This window comes from Pseudomonas paraversuta, from assembly GCF_904063065.1.
GTDB lineage: Bacteria > Pseudomonadota > Gammaproteobacteria > Pseudomonadales > Pseudomonadaceae > Aquipseudomonas > Aquipseudomonas paraversuta.
In genome coordinates, this window is sequence record NZ_CAJFCL010000006.1 from 203,811 (window position 1) to 220,363 (window position 16,553).

The 16,553-nt window shown below is 57.7% G+C and carries 15 protein-coding genes; 10 read left to right on the forward strand and 5 right to left on the reverse strand.

Features of this window, described 5'->3' with window-relative positions; all coding sequences use genetic code 11:
- Window positions 1–138: 138 nt before the first annotated feature.
- Window positions 139–2,781 carry a bifunctional lysylphosphatidylglycerol flippase/synthetase MprF gene (mprF, locus tag JQ845_RS14235; protein ID WP_203009163.1) on the forward strand — a complete coding sequence of 881 codons (2,643 nt, stop codon included), beginning with the start codon at window positions 139–141 and terminating at the stop codon, window positions 2,779–2,781.
- Window positions 2,781–4,061, forward strand: a complete 1,281-nt coding sequence (locus JQ845_RS14240; protein ID WP_203009164.1) for a virulence factor family protein — start codon at window positions 2,781–2,783, stop codon at window positions 4,059–4,061. Before mprF ends, JQ845_RS14240 begins: the two co-directional genes overlap by 1 nt.
- An 82-nt stretch (window positions 4,062–4,143) precedes the next feature.
- Here the strand turns inward: JQ845_RS14240 and JQ845_RS14245 are convergent, their stop codons facing one another.
- Entirely contained in the window at window positions 4,144–6,045 is a 1,902-nt protein-coding gene (locus JQ845_RS14245) for a potassium transporter Kup (protein ID WP_003443008.1), read from the reverse strand.
- Window positions 6,046–6,336: 291 nt separating this feature from the next.
- Between JQ845_RS14245 and rimO the strand changes: the two genes are divergently transcribed.
- The 5 genes from rimO (at window position 6,337) to tsaA (ending at window position 10,379) form a co-directional block, all read left to right on the forward strand.
- Window positions 6,337–7,674 (forward strand): 30S ribosomal protein S12 methylthiotransferase RimO, encoded by a 1,338-nt coding sequence (gene rimO, locus JQ845_RS14250; protein ID WP_203009165.1) that lies wholly within the window; start codon window positions 6,337–6,339, stop codon window positions 7,672–7,674.
- A 98-nt stretch (window positions 7,675–7,772) separates the two neighbouring features.
- The gene (locus JQ845_RS14255; RefSeq protein ID WP_010655688.1) at window positions 7,773–8,237 is read left to right on the forward strand and encodes a GNAT family N-acetyltransferase; all 465 of its coding nucleotides are present in this window, start codon (window positions 7,773–7,775) and stop codon (window positions 8,235–8,237) included.
- Window positions 8,238–8,308: 71 nt separating this feature from the next.
- Window positions 8,309–9,019, forward strand: a complete 711-nt coding sequence (locus tag JQ845_RS14260; protein ID WP_203009166.1) for an rRNA pseudouridine synthase — start codon at window positions 8,309–8,311, stop codon at window positions 9,017–9,019.
- 76 nt (window positions 9,020–9,095) lie between these two features.
- Complete coding sequence (locus JQ845_RS14265; protein ID WP_003443012.1) at window positions 9,096–9,557, forward strand: YehS family protein; 462 nt, start codon at window positions 9,096–9,098, stop codon at window positions 9,555–9,557.
- Between the two features lie 126 nt (window positions 9,558–9,683).
- The gene (tsaA, locus tag JQ845_RS14270; RefSeq protein ID WP_003443013.1) at window positions 9,684–10,379 is read left to right on the forward strand and encodes a tRNA (N6-threonylcarbamoyladenosine(37)-N6)-methyltransferase TrmO; all 696 of its coding nucleotides are present in this window, start codon (window positions 9,684–9,686) and stop codon (window positions 10,377–10,379) included.
- A 59-nt stretch (window positions 10,380–10,438) separates the two neighbouring features.
- Here tsaA and fpr read toward each other — a convergent pair whose 3' ends face one another.
- Entirely contained in the window at window positions 10,439–11,218 is a 780-nt protein-coding gene (fpr, locus tag JQ845_RS14275) for a ferredoxin-NADP reductase (protein ID WP_003443014.1), read from the reverse strand.
- Window positions 11,219–11,335: 117 nt separating this feature from the next.
- On the opposite strand from fpr, the gene JQ845_RS14280 reads away from it, so the two are divergent.
- Complete coding sequence (locus JQ845_RS14280) at window positions 11,336–12,262, forward strand: LysR family transcriptional regulator (RefSeq protein WP_003443015.1); 927 nt, start codon at window positions 11,336–11,338, stop codon at window positions 12,260–12,262.
- Here the strand turns inward: JQ845_RS14280 and JQ845_RS14285 are convergent.
- The 3 genes from JQ845_RS14285 to JQ845_RS14295 all read right to left on the reverse strand — a co-directional run bounded on the left by JQ845_RS14285 (window position 12,259) and on the right by JQ845_RS14295 (window position 14,397).
- Complete coding sequence (locus JQ845_RS14285) at window positions 12,259–12,621, reverse strand: diacylglycerol kinase (protein WP_003443016.1); 363 nt, start codon at window positions 12,619–12,621, stop codon at window positions 12,259–12,261. The two genes, JQ845_RS14280 and JQ845_RS14285, sit on opposite strands and share 4 nt — an antisense overlap.
- A gap of 76 nt (window positions 12,622–12,697) precedes the next feature.
- On the reverse strand, window positions 12,698–13,348 hold the full coding sequence (gene erdR, locus JQ845_RS14290) for a response regulator transcription factor ErdR (protein WP_003443017.1): 651 nt from the start codon (window positions 13,346–13,348) through the stop codon (window positions 12,698–12,700).
- 296 nt (window positions 13,349–13,644) lie between these two features.
- On the reverse strand, window positions 13,645–14,397 hold the full coding sequence (locus tag JQ845_RS14295; protein WP_203009193.1) for a tRNA-uridine aminocarboxypropyltransferase: 753 nt from the start codon (window positions 14,395–14,397) through the stop codon (window positions 13,645–13,647).
- Between the two features lie 229 nt (window positions 14,398–14,626).
- On the opposite strand from JQ845_RS14295, the gene JQ845_RS14300 reads away from it, so the two are divergent.
- Both JQ845_RS14300 and JQ845_RS14305 read left to right on the forward strand, forming a co-directional pair.
- The gene (locus tag JQ845_RS14300) at window positions 14,627–15,037 is read left to right on the forward strand and encodes a PA3611 family quorum-sensing-regulated virulence factor (RefSeq protein WP_003443021.1); all 411 of its coding nucleotides are present in this window, start codon (window positions 14,627–14,629) and stop codon (window positions 15,035–15,037) included.
- 222 nt (window positions 15,038–15,259) lie between these two features.
- A complete protein-coding gene (locus JQ845_RS14305; RefSeq protein WP_010655685.1) occupies window positions 15,260–16,372 on the forward strand; it encodes an LOG family protein in 1,113 nt (370 codons plus the stop codon).
- The last annotated feature ends 181 nt before the right edge of the window (window positions 16,373–16,553 follow it).

Below are 16,553 nucleotides of genomic sequence, written 5' to 3' on the forward strand. Positions count from 1 at the left end.
CGGCAATTACCTTTTTTTCAAACGCCAAACCTGAACCTCAGACAAACAACTGGCAATATTTTGAAAAACTTTAGCCAAAAGGATTGGTAACTTGAGTTTATGCCCCCATCCTGTCGCGCACGATCCACGAGGTGATTGATGCCCGATAACTCGCCAGAACTTAAAGAAGCCGTTACAGCAGCCCACCCGATTGCCGCAACTCGTTTGCGCTGGCTGGATTTGTTGAGCAAATACCGTCAACCCATTGGCCTTGCACTCACTTTACTGTTGTTTGCGATTGCGCTGATCGCGTGCCGGCATCTGCTCAGCGAGCTTGATCTATATGCCCTGCAAGACTCAATTCTGGAAGTCCCCAAGCCCGCCCTCCTCGGCGCCCTGGCTGCGACGGCCGCAGGATTCGTGATTTTGCTCGGCTACGAGTGGTCCGCCAGTCGTTATGCAGGGGTCAAGCTACCCCCCAAAACCCTGGCCCTAGGGGGCTTTACCGCCTTTGCCATTGGCAACGCCATCGGCCTGTCACTGTTGTCCGGCGGCTCTGTGCGTTATCGCCTGTATGCACGACATGGTGTTGGCGCCTCTGAAGTCGCCCATATGACGCTGTTTGCCAGCCTGTCCCTGGGCTGTGCACTACCGCCCCTGGCGGCGCTGGCAACCCTGAGCAACCTGCCTGCGGCCTCCGCCGCCTTGCATATTCCCGCCTATCTATTGGGGGCGATCGCTTTTGCGGTTCTGGCGTTATTCGGTTTGTTGGTGCTGGGTATTTATCGACGTCGCCTGCCCGAGCAGCCGATCCCCGACAACCTGCTGGTAAAGGCCGGACGCCGCACGCTGCGTCTGCCAAGCCCGCGCCTGACCCTGTTGCAGCTGGTCATTACGGCACTGGATGTCGCTGCTGCGGCCACAGTCCTGTATTTATTGCTGCCTGAAGCACCGCCTTTTGGTCCATTCCTGCTGGTTTATCTGCTGGCGCTGGCTGCCGGCGTACTCAGCCATGTGCCGGGCGGCGTCGGGGTCTTTGAAGCCATCTTGCTTGCCGCCTTTGCCAACCAGCTGGGTGCCGCACCCCTGGCTGCGGCCCTGCTGCTGTATCGCATGATCTATGTGATCATGCCGCTGCTGGTCGCATGCCTGATGCTGCTGATCAACGAAGCCCAACGACTGATTCATACCCGCCAAAGCCTGCGGGTGGCCTCAGGCCTCGCGGCACCGGTCCTGGCTGTGCTGGTGTTTATGTCCGGGGTGGTTTTGCTGTTCTCGGGCGCCACTCCCGAGATCGACACCCGCCTGGAACACATCGGCTTCCTGATCCCCCATCGCCTGATTGACGCCTCGCACTTCGGCGCCAGCCTGATCGGGGTTCTGTGCCTGCTACTGGCCCAGGGCCTGCGCCGGCGCTTGTCGGCAGCCTGGATGCTGACCACCATTTTGCTGCTGGTGGGCGCCGTGCTTTCCCTGCTCAAAGGCTTTGACTGGGAGGAAGCCTCCATTCTGGTTCTCACCGCCAGCCTGCTGGGACTGTTTCGCCGCTCGTTCTACCGCCCGAGCCGCCTGACCGAACTACCCTTTTCGCCACTGTATCTGGTGGCCAGCATTTGCGTCCTGGGTGCCTCGATCTGGCTGCTGCTGTTCGCCTATCAAGACGTTCCTTATAGCCATCAGTTGTGGTGGCAGTTCACCCTTGATTCTGACGCCCCGCGGGGCCTGCGCTCACTGATGGGCGCGGCAGTGCTGCTGGTGATTGTTTCGCTGACCTGGCTGCTGCGCACCGCGCGCCCGGCAATCCACTTGCCGGACGCCGGGGAGCTGGAAAGGGCCGAGAAAATCCTCCTGGCCTCCGATCAGCCCGATGGCGGCCTGGCCCTGACCGGCGACAAGGCCCTGCTGTTCCATCCGGACGACAACGCCTTCCTGATGTACGCCCGCCGAGGCCGCAGCCTGGTGGCACTGTATGACCCTATCGGGCCTAACCAGCCCCGGGCCGAGCTGATCTGGCAGTTCCGTGACCTGTGCGATATCTACCACGCCCGGCCGGTGTTTTATCAAGTGCGTGCCGAGAACCTGCCGTTCTATATGGACATTGGCCTGACCGCGATCAAACTCGGCGAAGAAGCCCGGGTCGACTTGCACCGTTTTGATCTCGAAGCCAAAGGCAAAGAGATGAAAGACCTGCGCTACACCTGGAATCGCGGCACACGTGATGGCCTGTCACTGGAAATCCATGAGCCGGGAGAGGCGCCGATGGATGAGCTCAAGGTGATTTCCGATGCCTGGCTGACGGGCAAGAACGTGCGCGAAAAAGGCTTTTCCCTCGGAAGATTCAGCACCGAGTACATCAAGCACTTTCGCGTGGCCATTATCCGCTTTGAAGGCAAACCGGTGGCTTTCGCCAACCTGCTTGAGACCCACAGTCATGAACTGTCGAGCCTCGATCTGATGCGCGCCCACCCGGAGGCCCCAAAACTGACCATGGAATTCATGATGGTCGGCCTGATTCAACATTATAAAAAGCATGGATACGCACGTTTCAGCCTGGGAATGGTACCCCTGTCCGGTCTGCAACCGCGTCGCGGAGCGCCTTTGACCCAGCGTCTGGGGTCGATGTTGTTCCAGCGCGGCGAGCACCTGTACAACTTCCAGGGTTTGCGTCGCTTTAAAGACAAATTCCAGCCTGACTGGGAACCTCGTTATATGGCCGTGCCCGCAGGACTTGATCCGCTGGTGGCACTGGCTGATACCGCCGCCCTGATTGCAGGCGGCTTGACTGGATTGGTGAAACGTTAATGAAACATCGTTCCTGGCGGTTTTTATTGCTTACCTTGATAGTTCTGGTCGCGCTTGCAGCAGGCGGCTACTGGTTCTGGAATCGTCCTGCCCCGGAACCGACGATAGAACACCTGAGCCAAACCGACGGCTCGACCCTGACCAAAGTGATACCCGGCCAGAAAGCCAGGGCCCGGATCGTAATAGCCACTCCGGTCGAAGAAGCACTGAGCGACACCCAGCTGATGGCCTTGAGCCGTGGCGGCAAAGCACAACTGGTGCAGGTGATCCTGCCCAAGGAAGATTGCACCCTGCAGCAACAGGCCCTGCAGAACGCACTGCAACAGCTTGACGGCCCTGCCACGCTGGTCAGTGGCATAGGTCCTGGCGCAACCCTGGCCTGGCGCTGGCTGGCCGGGCAAACCGATGACAAGGCACAAGCCGTGTCAGTCGGTTTCATGCTCGAACAACCCGGCTGCACCCTGCCCTTGCCCAAGTCGGCGGCACACGGCAATTGGCTGGTGGCCTGGAACGACAACCCTGACGACCCGAGCGCCGCCTTCGTACGCGATCAGCCGAATGCTCAGACCAGCATCAGCGACTACGACATTCACTACCCCCAAGTACTCAGCAATGAGCTGCGCAAAATACTGGTGGGGGATGAAAACGGCGGGCTGAACATGCCTGTGGTCGAAGTACCGGCCGGCCAGCAAAACAGCACCGTGACCCTGTTCCTGTCCGGTGACGGCGGCTGGCGCGACCTGGACCGCGACGTGGCCGGCGAGATGGCGAAGATCGGCTACCCGGTGGTCGGCATCGACATGCTGCGCTACTACTGGCAGCACAAGACCCCGGAGCAAAGCGCTACCGATCTGACCGAGCTGATGCAGCACTATCGGCAAAAGTGGGGTACCCAGCGCTTTGTACTGGTCGGCTATTCATTTGGTGCCGACGTGTTGCCTGCCACCTTCAACCGCCTGCCTGAAGCCGAGCAAAAGCGCGTTGACGCCATCATCCTGCTGGCTTTTGCCCGTAGCGGCAGCTTTGAAATCCACGTCGACGGCTGGCTTGGCAAAGCCGGCGCAGAAGCCGATACCGGCGAAGAGATGTCCAGGCTGCCTGCCGCCAAAGTGGTGTGCATTTATGGCGCGGAAGAAGTCGATGAAAGCGGCTGCACTGCCAAGACCGCCGTCGGTGAAAGCATGAAGCTGCCAGGGGGCCATCACTTTGACGAGAACTACCCGGCTCTGGCCCAGCGCCTGGTAGACGTCATCAAGAAGCATCAGGCAACCGCACCGTAACCCCCCGCAACCCTGCAGCAGTCAGCAACAAAAAAGCCCCGGTTCTCACGAACCGGGGCTTTTTTTGGTCATCTCGACAGCGCTACATCTCGACCTGGGTTCCCAGCTCAATTACCCGGTTGACGGGCAGCCTGAAGAATCGCAGGTTGCCGTTGGCGTTCTTCAGCATGAAGGCAAACAGCGTCTCGCGCCAACGCGCCATGCCCACAATCTTGGAGGCAATCACCGTTTCCCGGCTCAGGAAGTAGGTGGTGCGCATAGGACTGAAATCCAGCTCGTCGAGATGGCACAGTTTCAACGCTTCAGGCACATCCGGCTCATCCATAAAGCCGAAGTGCAAGATCACCCGGAAGAAGCCGTCGCCATAAGAGTCCACCTCGAAACGCCTCTGGGCAGGCACCCGCGGCGAATCTTCGTTGACCACGGTCAGCAATACCACCTGCTCATGCAGCACCTGGTTGTGCAACAGGTTGTGCAGCAGCGCGTGGGGCACGGCATCTGGCCGGGCGGTCAGAAACACGGCCGTACCCTGTACCCGATGCGGCGGCTGCACCCGAATGCTGCTGATGAACAGCGGTAGCGGCAACGCGCTTTCATCAAGACGGTCGACCAATAGCTGTTTACCGCGCCGCCAGGTGGTCATCAGGATGAACAGCACAATCCCCGCCAGTACCGGGAATGCACCGCCCTGGACAATTTTCGGCACGTTGGCGGCAAAGAACAGGCCGTCCACCAGGAGAAAGCCGATCAACACCGGGACCGCCAGAACTGGCGGCCACTTCCACAGCAGCAGCATCACCGCCGATACCAGAATACTGGTGATCAGCATGGTCCCGGTCACGGCCACACCATAGGCCGAAGCCAGAGCGCCGGAGGACTCAAAGCCCAGCACCAGCAAAATAACCCCGACCATCAAGGACCAGTTCACTGCTCCGATATAAATCTGCCCCTGCTCGGCACTGGAGGTGTGCTGGATATGCATACGCGGTACATAACCCAGCTGAATGGCCTGATGGGTCAAGGAGAACGCACCGGAAATCACGGCCTGGGATGCAATCACGGTCGCCAGGGTAGCCAGGCCCACCAGCGGGATCAGTGCCCAGCTGGGTGCCAACAGATAGAAAGGGTTGCGGGCCGCCTCCGGGTTTTCCAGCAACAAAGCCCCCTGGCCGAAGTAGTTCAGCACCAGCGCCGGCAATACCAGAATGAACCAGGCCCGGGCAATCGGCTTGCGCCCGAAGTGCCCCATGTCGGCATACAGCGCTTCGGCCCCCGTCAAAGCCAGCACCACGGCGCCCAGAATGGCAACGCCCATGCCCGGGTGAGAGACAAAGAAACGTACACCCCACACCGGGTTCAGCGCGTTCAGCACTTCAGGATGCTGCAAGATGCCGTGTATCCCGAGTCCGCCCAGCACCACAAACCAAAGCACCATGATCGGGCCAAACAGCTTGCCCAGCATGGCGGTACCCCGGCGCTGGATCAAAAACAGCGCAATCAGGATGACCAGGGACAGGGGCACAACCCAGCGCTCCAGCCCGGTGAACGCCAGCTCAAGCCCTTCGACGGCAGACAGTACCGAGATCGCCGGAGTGATCATGCTGTCGCCGTAAAACAGCGAAGCCCCGATCAACCCCAGAATGACCAGCACCGAGCGCAGCCTGGGATAAGGCGCAGCAGCCCGTCGCGCCAACGCGGTAAGAGCCATGATCCCGCCCTCGCCCTCGTTGTCGGCCCGCAGGATAAACAGAACGTACTTGATCGACACGACCCAGATCAGCGACCACAGGATCAACGCCAAAATGCCGAACACGCCATCGTGGCTGACCTGTACTCCGTAGCCGCCCGAAAACACCTCTTTAAGGGTGTACAGCGGACTGGTGCCGATATCGCCGTACACCACGCCAACTGCAGCAACCAGCATCCCGATGGGCTTTACCTTTGCGTGACCGTCTTCTGCAGCCTGACTACTTACCTGCCCCATCAACCACTCCTACGATCACGGACCGTGCTTCTTAATGGTTTGCGCCACTTTTGATCAGCAGCATGCGCTGATTTTCCGACTCACATTGACGAAATCGCGCTGTTTAAAAACCCTATTTTCGCAACGGCGCGCAGCATAGCGCAGCACTCGTCGTAAATCCCTGTATAACGCTGGTCAACTGCGTTGACCATAGCTAAAATTGCGCACTTTTTTTGATCAGAGGCGCATCAAGCGCCCGTTCGTCGTGCAGCCTTTACGGGCATGTAACGTCACTACATACCGAGGTTCGCCATGTCCACCGTTACCACGCCAGCCGCCCCCAAGGTCGGCTTCGTCTCCCTGGGTTGCCCCAAAGCCCTGGTCGACTCCGAACGCATCCTCACGCAGCTGCGTATGGAAGGCTACGATGTCGTCTCTACCTACCAGGACGCCGATGTCGTGGTGGTCAACACCTGCGGTTTCATCGACAGCGCCAAGGCTGAATCACTGGAAGTGATTGGTGAAGCCATCAAGGAAAACGGCAAGGTTATCGTGACCGGCTGCATGGGCGTGGAAGAAAGCGCCATCCGCAATGTTCACCCGAGCGTGCTGGCCGTCACCGGCCCGCAGCAGTACGAGCAAGTGGTCAACGCCGTGCACGACGCCGTGCCGCCCAACCTGAACCACAACCCGCTGATCGACCTGGTGCCGCCTCAAGGTGTCAAACTGACGCCGCGTCACTACGCGTACCTGAAGATATCCGAAGGCTGCAACCACAGCTGCAGCTTCTGCATCATCCCGTCGATGCGCGGCAAACTGGTCAGCCGCCCGGTAGGCGACGTCCTCGACGAAGCCCAGCGCCTGGTCAAGGCCGGCGTCAAAGAGCTGCTGGTGATTTCCCAGGACACCAGCGCCTATGGCGTAGACGTGAAATACCGTACCGGTTTCTGGAACGGCGCGCCGGTCAAGACCCGCATGACCGAACTCTGCGAAGCACTGAGCTCGCTGGGTGTCTGGGTACGCCTGCACTACGTTTACCCGTACCCGCACGTTGACGAGCTGATTCCGCTGATGGCCGCCGGCAAGATCCTGCCGTACCTGGACATCCCGTTCCAGCACGCCAGCCCGAAAGTGCTCAAGGCCATGAAGCGCCCGGCATTTGAAGACAAGACCCTGGCCCGCATCAAGAACTGGCGCGTCATCTGCCCGGACCTGATCATCCGCTCGACCTTCATTGTCGGCTTCCCGGGCGAGACCGAAGAGGACTTCCAGTACCTGCTCGACTGGCTGACAGAAGCTCAACTGGATCGCGTAGGCTGCTTCCAGTACTCCCCCGTGGAAGGTGCTCCGGCCAATTTGCTGGACGCGGCCATCGTGCCGGATGACATCAAGCAGGACCGCTGGGACCGCTTCATGGCCCACCAGCAGGCCATCAGCGCGGCCCGCCTGCTGATGAAAATCGGTAAGGAAATCGAAGTCCTGATTGACGAAGTAGACGAGCAAGGCGCTGTTGGCCGTTGCTTCTTCGACGCTCCGGAAATCGACGGCAACGTATTTATCGCCACCGAAAAAGACATCAAGCCCGGCGACAAGATCATGTGCCGTGTGACCGATGCTGACGAGTATGACTTGTGGGCTGAAGTCATCTAAACAGCGACCGCGTCTCAAAAAGCCCTGCCGCCCTGGCGTCAGGGCTTTTTTTACGGCTATCGTAAACCTGTCGCTTCCATCGTCAGGAGACATGCACGATGCAACAGAAATGGGCTATCCATACACCCCGCCTTACGGACTTCGAAGAATTGACTGACGTGTGGGAAGCCTCGGTTCGCGCCACCCATGACTTTTTGCCCGACAGTTATATTCAACAACTGCGCCAACTGGTCAAAGACCAGTATCTGGACGCCGTGATGCTGATCTGCTGCAAGGATCCTGTCAGCAAACGCATCAGCGGTTTTGCCGGAGTAGCTGCGGGCAAGGTTGAAATGCTCTTCATCCACCCGCACTTCCGGGGCCAGGGCATTGGCAAGTGCCTGCTCAAATTCGCCATCGACGAACTGAATGCACAGGCACTGGACGTCAATCAGCAAAACCCGCAAGCCATCGGCTTTTACCTCAAGCAGGGCTTTGAGGTGGTCGGACGCAGCGAAAAAGACGGCATGGGCCAGCCTTATCCGCTACTGCACCTGCGGTATAAGCGCCCAACACGCGCATAAGGCAAATGTTGCCGGGCTTAACCGGCGCCAGGCGGGTACAATAGCCGCCCAATTCCTTTACGGCCCCTGTCATGTCTGAACCGATACGTCTCTCCAAACGCCTCATCGAACTCGTCGGCTGCTCCCGCCGTGAGGCCGAACTGTTCATTGAAGGTGGCTGGGTCACGGTAGATGGCGAAGTCATCGACGAGCCGCAATTCAAGGTCGACAACCAAAAAGTCGAGCTGGACCCGCAAGCCAAGGCCACGCCCCCCGAGCCTGTGACCATTTTGCTGAACGCTCCGCCAGGCCTGGATACTGACAGCGCTATGGCCCTGATCGGCCCCGAGTCACTGAGCGAAGAGCACCGCTACGGCAAGCGTCCGCTCAAGGGCCACTTTCTGCGCCTGAGCGTTGGCAACGAACTCCAGGCCAACGCCAGCGGCCTGCTGGTGTTTACCCAGGACTGGAAAATCGTCCGCAAGCTGACCGCCGACGCCAACAAAATCGAGCAGGAATACGTGGTCGAAGTCTCTGGCGAGATGGCTCCCCACGGTTTGAACCGGCTCAATCACGGCATGACCTACAAAGGGCGCGAGCTGCCTGCGGTTAAAGCCAGCTGGCAGAGTGAAAACCGCCTACGCTTTGCAATGAAAAACCCTCAGCCGGGCGTTATTGCACTGTTCTGTCAGGCTGTAGGCCTTACCGTCATTTCCATGCGCCGGATTCGCATTGGCGGGGTCTCGATGGGCAAGCTGCCTACAGGCCAATGGCGCTACATGACGACCAAAGAAAAGTTCTAAATAGCGCACCGCCCCGAACATTTCGACACCGCAGCAACGCCTGCGGTGCTCACTGCTGAATATCAGGATTGACCAAATGATTCATAACGACGTACTGCGCAGCGTGCGCTACATGCTCGACATCAGCGACAACAAGGTCGTGGAAATCATCAAACTGGGTGGCCTGGACGTCACTAAAGAAGACGTCCTGACCTACCTGAAAAAAGACGAAGAAGAAGGTTTTGTGCGCTGCCCTGACGAAGTGATGGCGCACTTCCTTGATGGTCTGGTGATTTTCAAGCGCGGCAAGGATGACAGCCGTCCAGCGGTCAAGATTGAAGTGCCGGTGACCAACAACGTGATCCTGAAAAAACTGCGCGTCGCTTTTGAACTCAAGGAAGACGACATGCACGCCATCCTCAAGGCTTCGGAGTTTCCAGTCTCCAAGCCCGAGCTGAGCGCCCTGTTCCGTAAATTCGGCCACACCAACTACCGCACCTGTGGCGACCAGTTGCTGCGCAACTTCCTCAAGGGTCTGACCCTGCGCATTCGCGGCTGATACTCGGCCTTCAGGCGCCATAAATCCTGTAGGAACTGGCTTGCCTGCGATGCAGACAACCCGATTGTTCTGGATAACCGCAGTGATGCGATCGCGAGCAAGCTCGCTCCTACAGAGGCATGACTTTTGACCTACAGCGTCTCCCCGATCGGTTTTGTGCGCTCTTGCTTCAAAGAGAAATTCGCCATTCCGCGCCAGCCGCAACTGGCCCCGGCCGCCCGTGGCGTGCTGGAGCTGGTCGCGCCCTTCGATCAAGGCGATGCCGTGCAGGGCCTGGAGCAGGTCAGCCATGTCTGGCTGCTGTTTGTGTTCCATCAGGCACTGGAAGACAAACCCCGGCTCAAGGTGCGTCCGCCGCGCCTGGGGGGCAACAAGTCGCTGGGGGTGTTTGCCACCCGCGCCACCCATCGCCCCAATGGCATAGGCCAGTCCGTGGTGAAGCTGGACAGGGTTGAAGCCGGTCGGCTGTTTATCTCGGGAATTGACCTGCTGGACGGGACGCCGATTCTCGACATCAAACCGTACGTGCCCTACGCCGATATCATCGATAGTGCCAGCAACAGCATGGCCAGCGCCGCGCCGGTGCTGATTCCCGTGCACTGGACTGACTCTGCCCTGCAACAGGCACACAGCCAGGCCCTGCGCCTGCAAGAGCCGCTGGTGGAGCTGATTGAGCAATGCCTGGCCCAGGACCCACGCCCGGCCTACCAGATTCCTGCTCCAGAGCGCGAATACGGTGCCCGCTTTTGGGATCTGGACGTACGCTGGCATTACCCGCAGCCGGATGTGATACGTGTGCTGGAAGTGATCCCGAAGCAATAGCCGCAAACAAAATGTGGGAGTCTGGCAAGCCAGCTCCCACATTTTTCAATCGGCGACGCTTACTTCTCGACGAAGGCGCGCTCGATCAGGTAGTCACCCGGCTCGCGCATACGCGGCGAAACTTTCAGCCCGAAGCTGTTGAGCACTTCGCTGGTTTCATCAAGCATGCTCGGGCTGCCGCACAACATGGCGCGGTCGTCCTGCGGGTTGATCGGTGGCAAACCAATATCGCTGAACAGCTTGCCGCTGCGCATCAGATCGGTCAGGCGGCCTTCGTTTTCGAATGGCTCACGGGTCACGGTCGGGTAGTAGATCAACTTGTCACGCAGCGCTTCGCCGAAGAACTCGTTCTGTGGCAAGTGCTCGGTGATGAACTCGCGATAAGCAACTTCGTTGACGTAACGGACACCGTGGCACAGGATCACTTTTTCGAAACGCTCGTAGGTTTCCGGATCCTGGATGACGCTCATGAATGGCGCCAGGCCCGTACCGGTGCTCAGCAGATACAAATGCTTGCCCGGCTTCAAATCGTCAAGCACCAGGGTGCCTGTCGGTTTTTTGCTGATGATGATCTCGTCGCCTTCCTTCAAGTGCTGCAACTGGGAAGTCAGCGGGCCATCCGGCACCTTGATGCTGAAGAACTCCAGATGCTCTTCCCAGTTCGGGCTGGCAATCGAATAGGCACGCATAAGCGGACGGCCATTGGGCTGTTGCAGGCCGATCATCACGAACTGACCGTTCTCAAAGCGCAGGCCCGGGTCACGGGTGCACTTGAAGCTGAACAGGGTGTCGTTCCAGTGATGAACACTGAGGACACGTTCGTGGTTCATGTTGCTCATGTACGGGGCTCCTAAATTCGCCAGCGCTGACTATGGGCGCGATTGCATAACATTCTAATGGCGACGACAATATCTGTTAACTGAATTATTAAGATAAGGGTTATCGGTTATATCGATATGCGATTTACTCTCAGACAACTCCAGGTATTCGTTGCCGTCGCCCAGCAGGAGAGCGTGTCTCGCGCTGCCGGCTTGTTGGCCCTATCTCAATCTGCTGCCAGTACTTCAATCACCGAACTCGAGCGCCAGACCAGCTGCCAGTTGTTCGATCGCGCAGGCAAACGCTTAAGCCTCAACGCGCTGGGCCGCCAACTGCTGCCACAGGCAGTCGCCCTGCTGGATCAGGCCAAGGAAATCGAAGACCTGCTCAACGGCAAGTCCGGCTTTGGTTCATTGACCGTGGGCGCGACCCTGACCATTGGCAATTACCTGGCCACCTTGCTGATCGGCAGCTTCATGCAGGCTCACCCGGAAAGCCAGGTGAAACTGATTGTGCAAAACACTGCGCATATCGTGCAGCAAGTTGCGCATTATGAAATTGATCTGGGTCTGATTGAAGGCGATTGCAGCCACCCCGACATCGAAGTCCAGAGTTGGGTTGAAGATGAACTGGTGGTGTTTTGCGCCCCACAACATCCACTGGCTGCGCGCGGCCATGCCTCCCTGCAAGAGCTGGCCCATGAAGCCTGGATTCTGCGCGAACAAGGCTCCGGCACCCGTCTGACATTTGATCAGGCGATGCGCCATCACCAAAGCACGCTCAATATCCGTCTCGAACTGGAACATACCGAAGCAATCAAACGCGCCGTGGAGTCAGGCCTGGGGATAGGCTGCATCTCTCGCCTGGCATTACGTGACGCCTTTCGACGCGGCAGTCTGGTCGCTGTAGAGACCCCCGACCTGGATCTGGCCCGGCAGTTCTTCTTTATCTGGCACAAGAAGAAGTATCAGACCTCGGCCATGCGCGAATTTCTGGAACTGTGCCGCGCTTTCACCGCGGGGGTGCAGCGCAGCGACGAGATCGTATTGCCGACAATCGCTTAAAGCAGAATCACTGCCCACACCACGGCAATCATGGTCAGCACCACAAACTGGGCGGCGCTGCCCATGTCCTTGGCGTTTTTGGACAGCGGGTGCAGATCGAGCGAGATGCGGTCGATGGCCGCTTCGATCGCCGAGTTCAGCAATTCAACGATCAGTGCCAGCAGGCATACCGCGATCAACAAGGCGCGCTCTACCCGGCTGACATTCAGAAAGAAGCTCAGCGGGATCAACACGACATTGAGCAGTACCAACTGGCGAAAAGCGGCTTCACCGGTAAAGGCCGCGCGCAAACCGTCCAGCGAGTAGCCGCCGGCATTCAAAATCCGTTTAAATCCGGTTTTACCTTTAAAAGGCGACATAGAGAGGCAACTGCGTAAAAAATGAGAGGGGAACGCTAGTTCACGCTTTGTCAAAAAAACGTGAAGAGCGGCAAGTTTAATGGCTCGAAATTGATTCAAGTTGCTGCAAGAGTAACGCGGCCTGGGTCCGGGTACGAACCCCCAGTTTACGGAAAATGGCGGTTACGTGCGCCTTGATGGTCGCTTCGGAAACACTCAGCTCATAGGCGATCTGCTTGTTCAGCAGACCCTCGCAGACCATGGTCAGCACCCGGAACTGCTGGGGCGTGAGACTGGCAAGGCCCTCACTCGCAGCCTTGGCCTCGGCTGACACCTGTACATCCTCAAACGCCTGGGGCGGCCAGCACACATCGCCATCCAGCACAGCCCGTACCGACTTCTGAATGTCTTCCAGCGAGCTGGACTTGGGGATAAAGCCACTGGCTCCAAACTCACGGGAGCGCACCATGATCGAGGCTTCCTCCTGGGCTGAAACCATCACCACCGGAATTTGCGGGTACTGGCCACGCAGCAATACCAGCCCGGAAAAACCATAGGCGCCGGGCATGTTCAAGTCGAGCAGTACCAGATCCCAATCGGCCTTTACTGCCAGCTGTGTTTCAAGCTCGGCAATACTGGCGACTTCAACCAGACGAACATCAGAACCCAGCCCCATAGTCACGGCTTGATGCAAGGCACTGCGAAACAGTGGATGGTCGTCGGCTATCAGGATTTCGTATGTGGCCATTTTTTAAATGATCCTGTTTTTCAGGCGAGCCCTGATGTATTCCAGTACTCGCTAAGGCAATTCGAGCAACAGCGCAAATACTGTGCATCAAAGGGCGCGATTTACGCTAAACGTCGGAAAATATGGGCGCTTTAGCAGCAGTTGCAGCCGAATCGGCGCCAAGCATGCCCAGCACGACTGGGGTGGTCAAGTTGAAAACTTGAGGTCCCGATCCAAACTGAAGCCATCACGGCGCTATCATCCTCACCCTCTCGGGCACTCAACTGCATTTGCGCGAAAATTGTAGCGCTACTTCTTTAGTCTATTGAGACCGATTCCTGGGAAGGTCTTTTACAAAAAGTACCCAGTTCCAGATGCGCCGCGCTGGACTCATTCATCGGCAGTTGATTCCGGGCATCCAGATAATGCTGGCTGAAGACATCGAAATACGCGTCCAGCGCCGTGGATGCGTCGCTATCGCCCGCAAGATCGAGGCACAAACTGGCCACTTCGGCGGTACACAGGTGCTCACTGCGGGTGGATCTGCGCAAACGGTAGCGTGAGAGTTTTTCCGGCAGCAGGCTCAAAATAGGCAAGGCATCGAAGTACGGACTCTTGCGAAATATCTTGCGCGCCTCAGTCCAGGTAGCGTCGAGCAAGATAAACAGCGGGCGCTTGCTGCTGTCGATATCCACCGTGTGGGTCACACGTCCTGGCTCGACATATTCTCCGGGGAATACCAGATAGGGTTGCCACTGCGGATCAGACAACAAAGCGAGCAACACCTCATCGGTCTCGGTTCGCGACCAGATAAAGGCGAAGTTGTCACTCACCACATCAGCGATCAGCCATCCTGTATTGCTGGGCTTGAACACTTCCTTTTTGGTCATGATCAGGCACACACCCGAGCGCGCGTTAACCCTGGGCCGCCAACTGCACAGGCAATGGCTTTCTATAACGCGACAGGTATGGCAACGCGGTGCCCGTGACCCCCGCGACAAATAGGGTTTGGTGCTCTCCTCTTCACGCTCGTCTCGTAAACGGGCCACTGCATTAGGGGAAAAGGTCATCTGGGTCATGGTTTTTTACTTAAGGCGCCAACCGCTTATTCGCCATGAGTGGCGCACAAGCAGATAAACAATAGAAAGGCGCGAAGTCTAACAGAGGCAGAGCGCCGGCACTCGCCCCCATGACCTTTGGCATTTCCTGTCAGCTCATGCTGGCCTTATACTCCTGCGCCACTGAACGCACAGATCTATGACGGGTCAAACCCTGCGTCACGTCAATCAGGAGAGATTCATGTTGCGCACCATTATTCCAGCCGTAGCTCTATTGCTTGCACTGCCATTGGGCGCACAAGCGGCCTCTCTTGCAGAATTCAATCTGAATAAAAACCTGCAGCAGGTGGCTGAAAAAAGTAATGAAGGAAAGCCGCGCGCAATCAATGCCGACCTTCTGGATAAAGGTTTTACCGTCGATGGCACGGTATTGATCAATAATCTGGAAGCCAGCCCGACTCTGGCTGCACAAATGCGTTCCGCCCCGGAAGCCGCAGTGCCACAACTGGGCCGCAGCGTGTGCAGCAACCCGAACTTCCGCAAACTGATGGCCAAGGGCGCCACAATGCGCTTCGCTATCACGGAATATAAAACCGGCAAGTCGGTCTTGGTCCAGGACATCGGCGCTGACAATTGCCAGCGGAAAAACTGATTTTCTCTTCATTGCGTCAACACGCCGTAACTCCATACGGCGTGTGATCCCTGCCTCCTCCCCCTTGCACTGCAGCGACCATTCTTCATGCACATCAGGCAATTAGCTATTGCCAGTCAGGATGCGGCAAGACCATGATCAAGCCATCAGCTGGACACTAAGTGTCTGCGCGCCAGCCCCGTTTGCGGCGCCATCCTGGATGTTGTACACAAGGAGAAGTACATGCCTGATCAACCCAATGAGCCACTCGCGCTTCTCGAAAGCCAGGGCCTGGACCTTGCGCGACAGGTCGATGAACAATTGCAGCAGATTGCGTCAAATAGTCCGAATCGCCCGCTTTATCGCGAGATGATCCTGACCATATTGCGCATGGCCCACGACGACTTTGATCGCTGGAATGCCAAGATCACCCTGCAAGCCATTCGCGAACTCGAAAAAACCTTCCGCGTGCTGGAGCAGTTCAAGGGCCAGCGTAAAGTGACAGTCTTCGGCTCGGCTCGCACACCCGTTGAGCACCCGCTGTATGCACTGGCCCGCCAGGTGGGCGCAACCCTGGCAAAGTCAGATTTCATGGTGATTACCGGAGGCGGTGCCGGCATCATGGCGGCGGCCCATGAAGGCGCAGGGCTGGAACACAGCCTGGGCTTCAATATCACCCTGCCGTTTGAGCAACGGGCCAACCCCACCATCAACGGCACGGCCAACCTGCTGGCATTTCACTTCTTCTTTACCCGCAAGCTGTTTTTCATAAAAGAAGCGGATGCGCTGGTCATGTGCCCGGGCGGCTTTGGCACCCTGGATGAAGTGTTGGAAGTACTGACATTGATGCAAACCGGCAAAACGCCCCTGGTACCCGTGGTGTTACTGGATATGCCCGGTGGAACATTCTGGCAAAGCGCCCTGGACTTCATTCGCAATCAACTGGAGGCCCACCAGTACATTCTGCCCAATGATTTGAAGTTGATGCGCCTGGTCCATACAGCCGAGGAGGCCGTGGCCGAGATCAATCAGTTCTACAGCAACTTCCATTCAAGCCGCTGGTTGACCAAAGACTTTGTGATACGCATGAAGCGCCCCGTGAGCATTTCGGCTCTGCAACATATACAGCAGACATTTGCCGATATCTGCCTGAGCGGCAGTTACGTGCAACAGGGCTATGAAGGCTTTGAACATGAAGACCCCAAGTTCAGCCACCTCACCTGCCTGAGCTTTGCATTTAGTGGCCGTAATCAAGGGCGACTGCGAGAGTTGATCGATTTTATCAACCTGCCGCAGAACTGGGCTGAAGTAGATAAGGGACCCGGGCCAGTACTGAGTGAGTCAGTAACTCGGTAAAAGGTAAGCGTTCGTCAAACACTTCAAACGTCCTGCAGGAACAGAGTTTGCTCTGCGAGCTGATCCGAGTGTTTCAACTCAGGATCAGCTCGCAGAGCAAACTCGCTCCTGCAACAAGTTCGCGCCGACAAGTAGCACCCTTGTGCCCGGAATGCAGCAGAAGGCTATATGACAGAGCAAC

Excerpts from the sequence above, each read along its gene's own strand:
- JQ845_RS14300 (WP_003443021.1), top strand. The coding sequence starts at position 14,627 with ATGTTGCGCACCATTATTCCAGCCGTAGCTCTATTGCTTGCACTGCCA.
- JQ845_RS14280 (WP_003443015.1), top strand. The coding sequence starts at position 11,336 with ATGCGATTTACTCTCAGACAACTCCAGGTATTCGTTGCCGTCGCCCAG.
- fpr (WP_003443014.1), bottom strand. The coding sequence starts at position 11,218 with ATGAGCAACATGAACCACGAACGTGTCCTCAGTGTTCATCACTGGAAC.
- JQ845_RS14285 (WP_003443016.1), bottom strand. The coding sequence starts at position 12,621 with ATGTCGCCTTTTAAAGGTAAAACCGGATTTAAACGGATTTTGAATGCC.
- rimO (WP_203009165.1), top strand. The coding sequence starts at position 6,337 with ATGTCCACCGTTACCACGCCAGCCGCCCCCAAGGTCGGCTTCGTCTCC.
- JQ845_RS14295 (WP_203009193.1), bottom strand. The coding sequence starts at position 14,397 with ATGACCTTTTCCCCTAATGCAGTGGCCCGTTTACGAGACGAGCGTGAA.
- JQ845_RS14260 (WP_203009166.1), top strand. The coding sequence starts at position 8,309 with ATGTCTGAACCGATACGTCTCTCCAAACGCCTCATCGAACTCGTCGGC.
- JQ845_RS14255 (WP_010655688.1), top strand. The coding sequence starts at position 7,773 with ATGCAACAGAAATGGGCTATCCATACACCCCGCCTTACGGACTTCGAA.
- JQ845_RS14245 (WP_003443008.1), bottom strand. The coding sequence starts at position 6,045 with ATGGGGCAGGTAAGTAGTCAGGCTGCAGAAGACGGTCACGCAAAGGTA.
- JQ845_RS14265 (WP_003443012.1), top strand. The coding sequence starts at position 9,096 with ATGATTCATAACGACGTACTGCGCAGCGTGCGCTACATGCTCGACATC.
- erdR (WP_003443017.1), bottom strand. The coding sequence starts at position 13,348 with ATGGCCACATACGAAATCCTGATAGCCGACGACCATCCACTGTTTCGC.
- mprF (WP_203009163.1), top strand. The coding sequence starts at position 139 with ATGCCCGATAACTCGCCAGAACTTAAAGAAGCCGTTACAGCAGCCCAC.
- JQ845_RS14240 (WP_203009164.1), top strand. The coding sequence starts at position 2,781 with ATGAAACATCGTTCCTGGCGGTTTTTATTGCTTACCTTGATAGTTCTG.
- JQ845_RS14305 (WP_010655685.1), top strand. The coding sequence starts at position 15,260 with ATGCCTGATCAACCCAATGAGCCACTCGCGCTTCTCGAAAGCCAGGGC.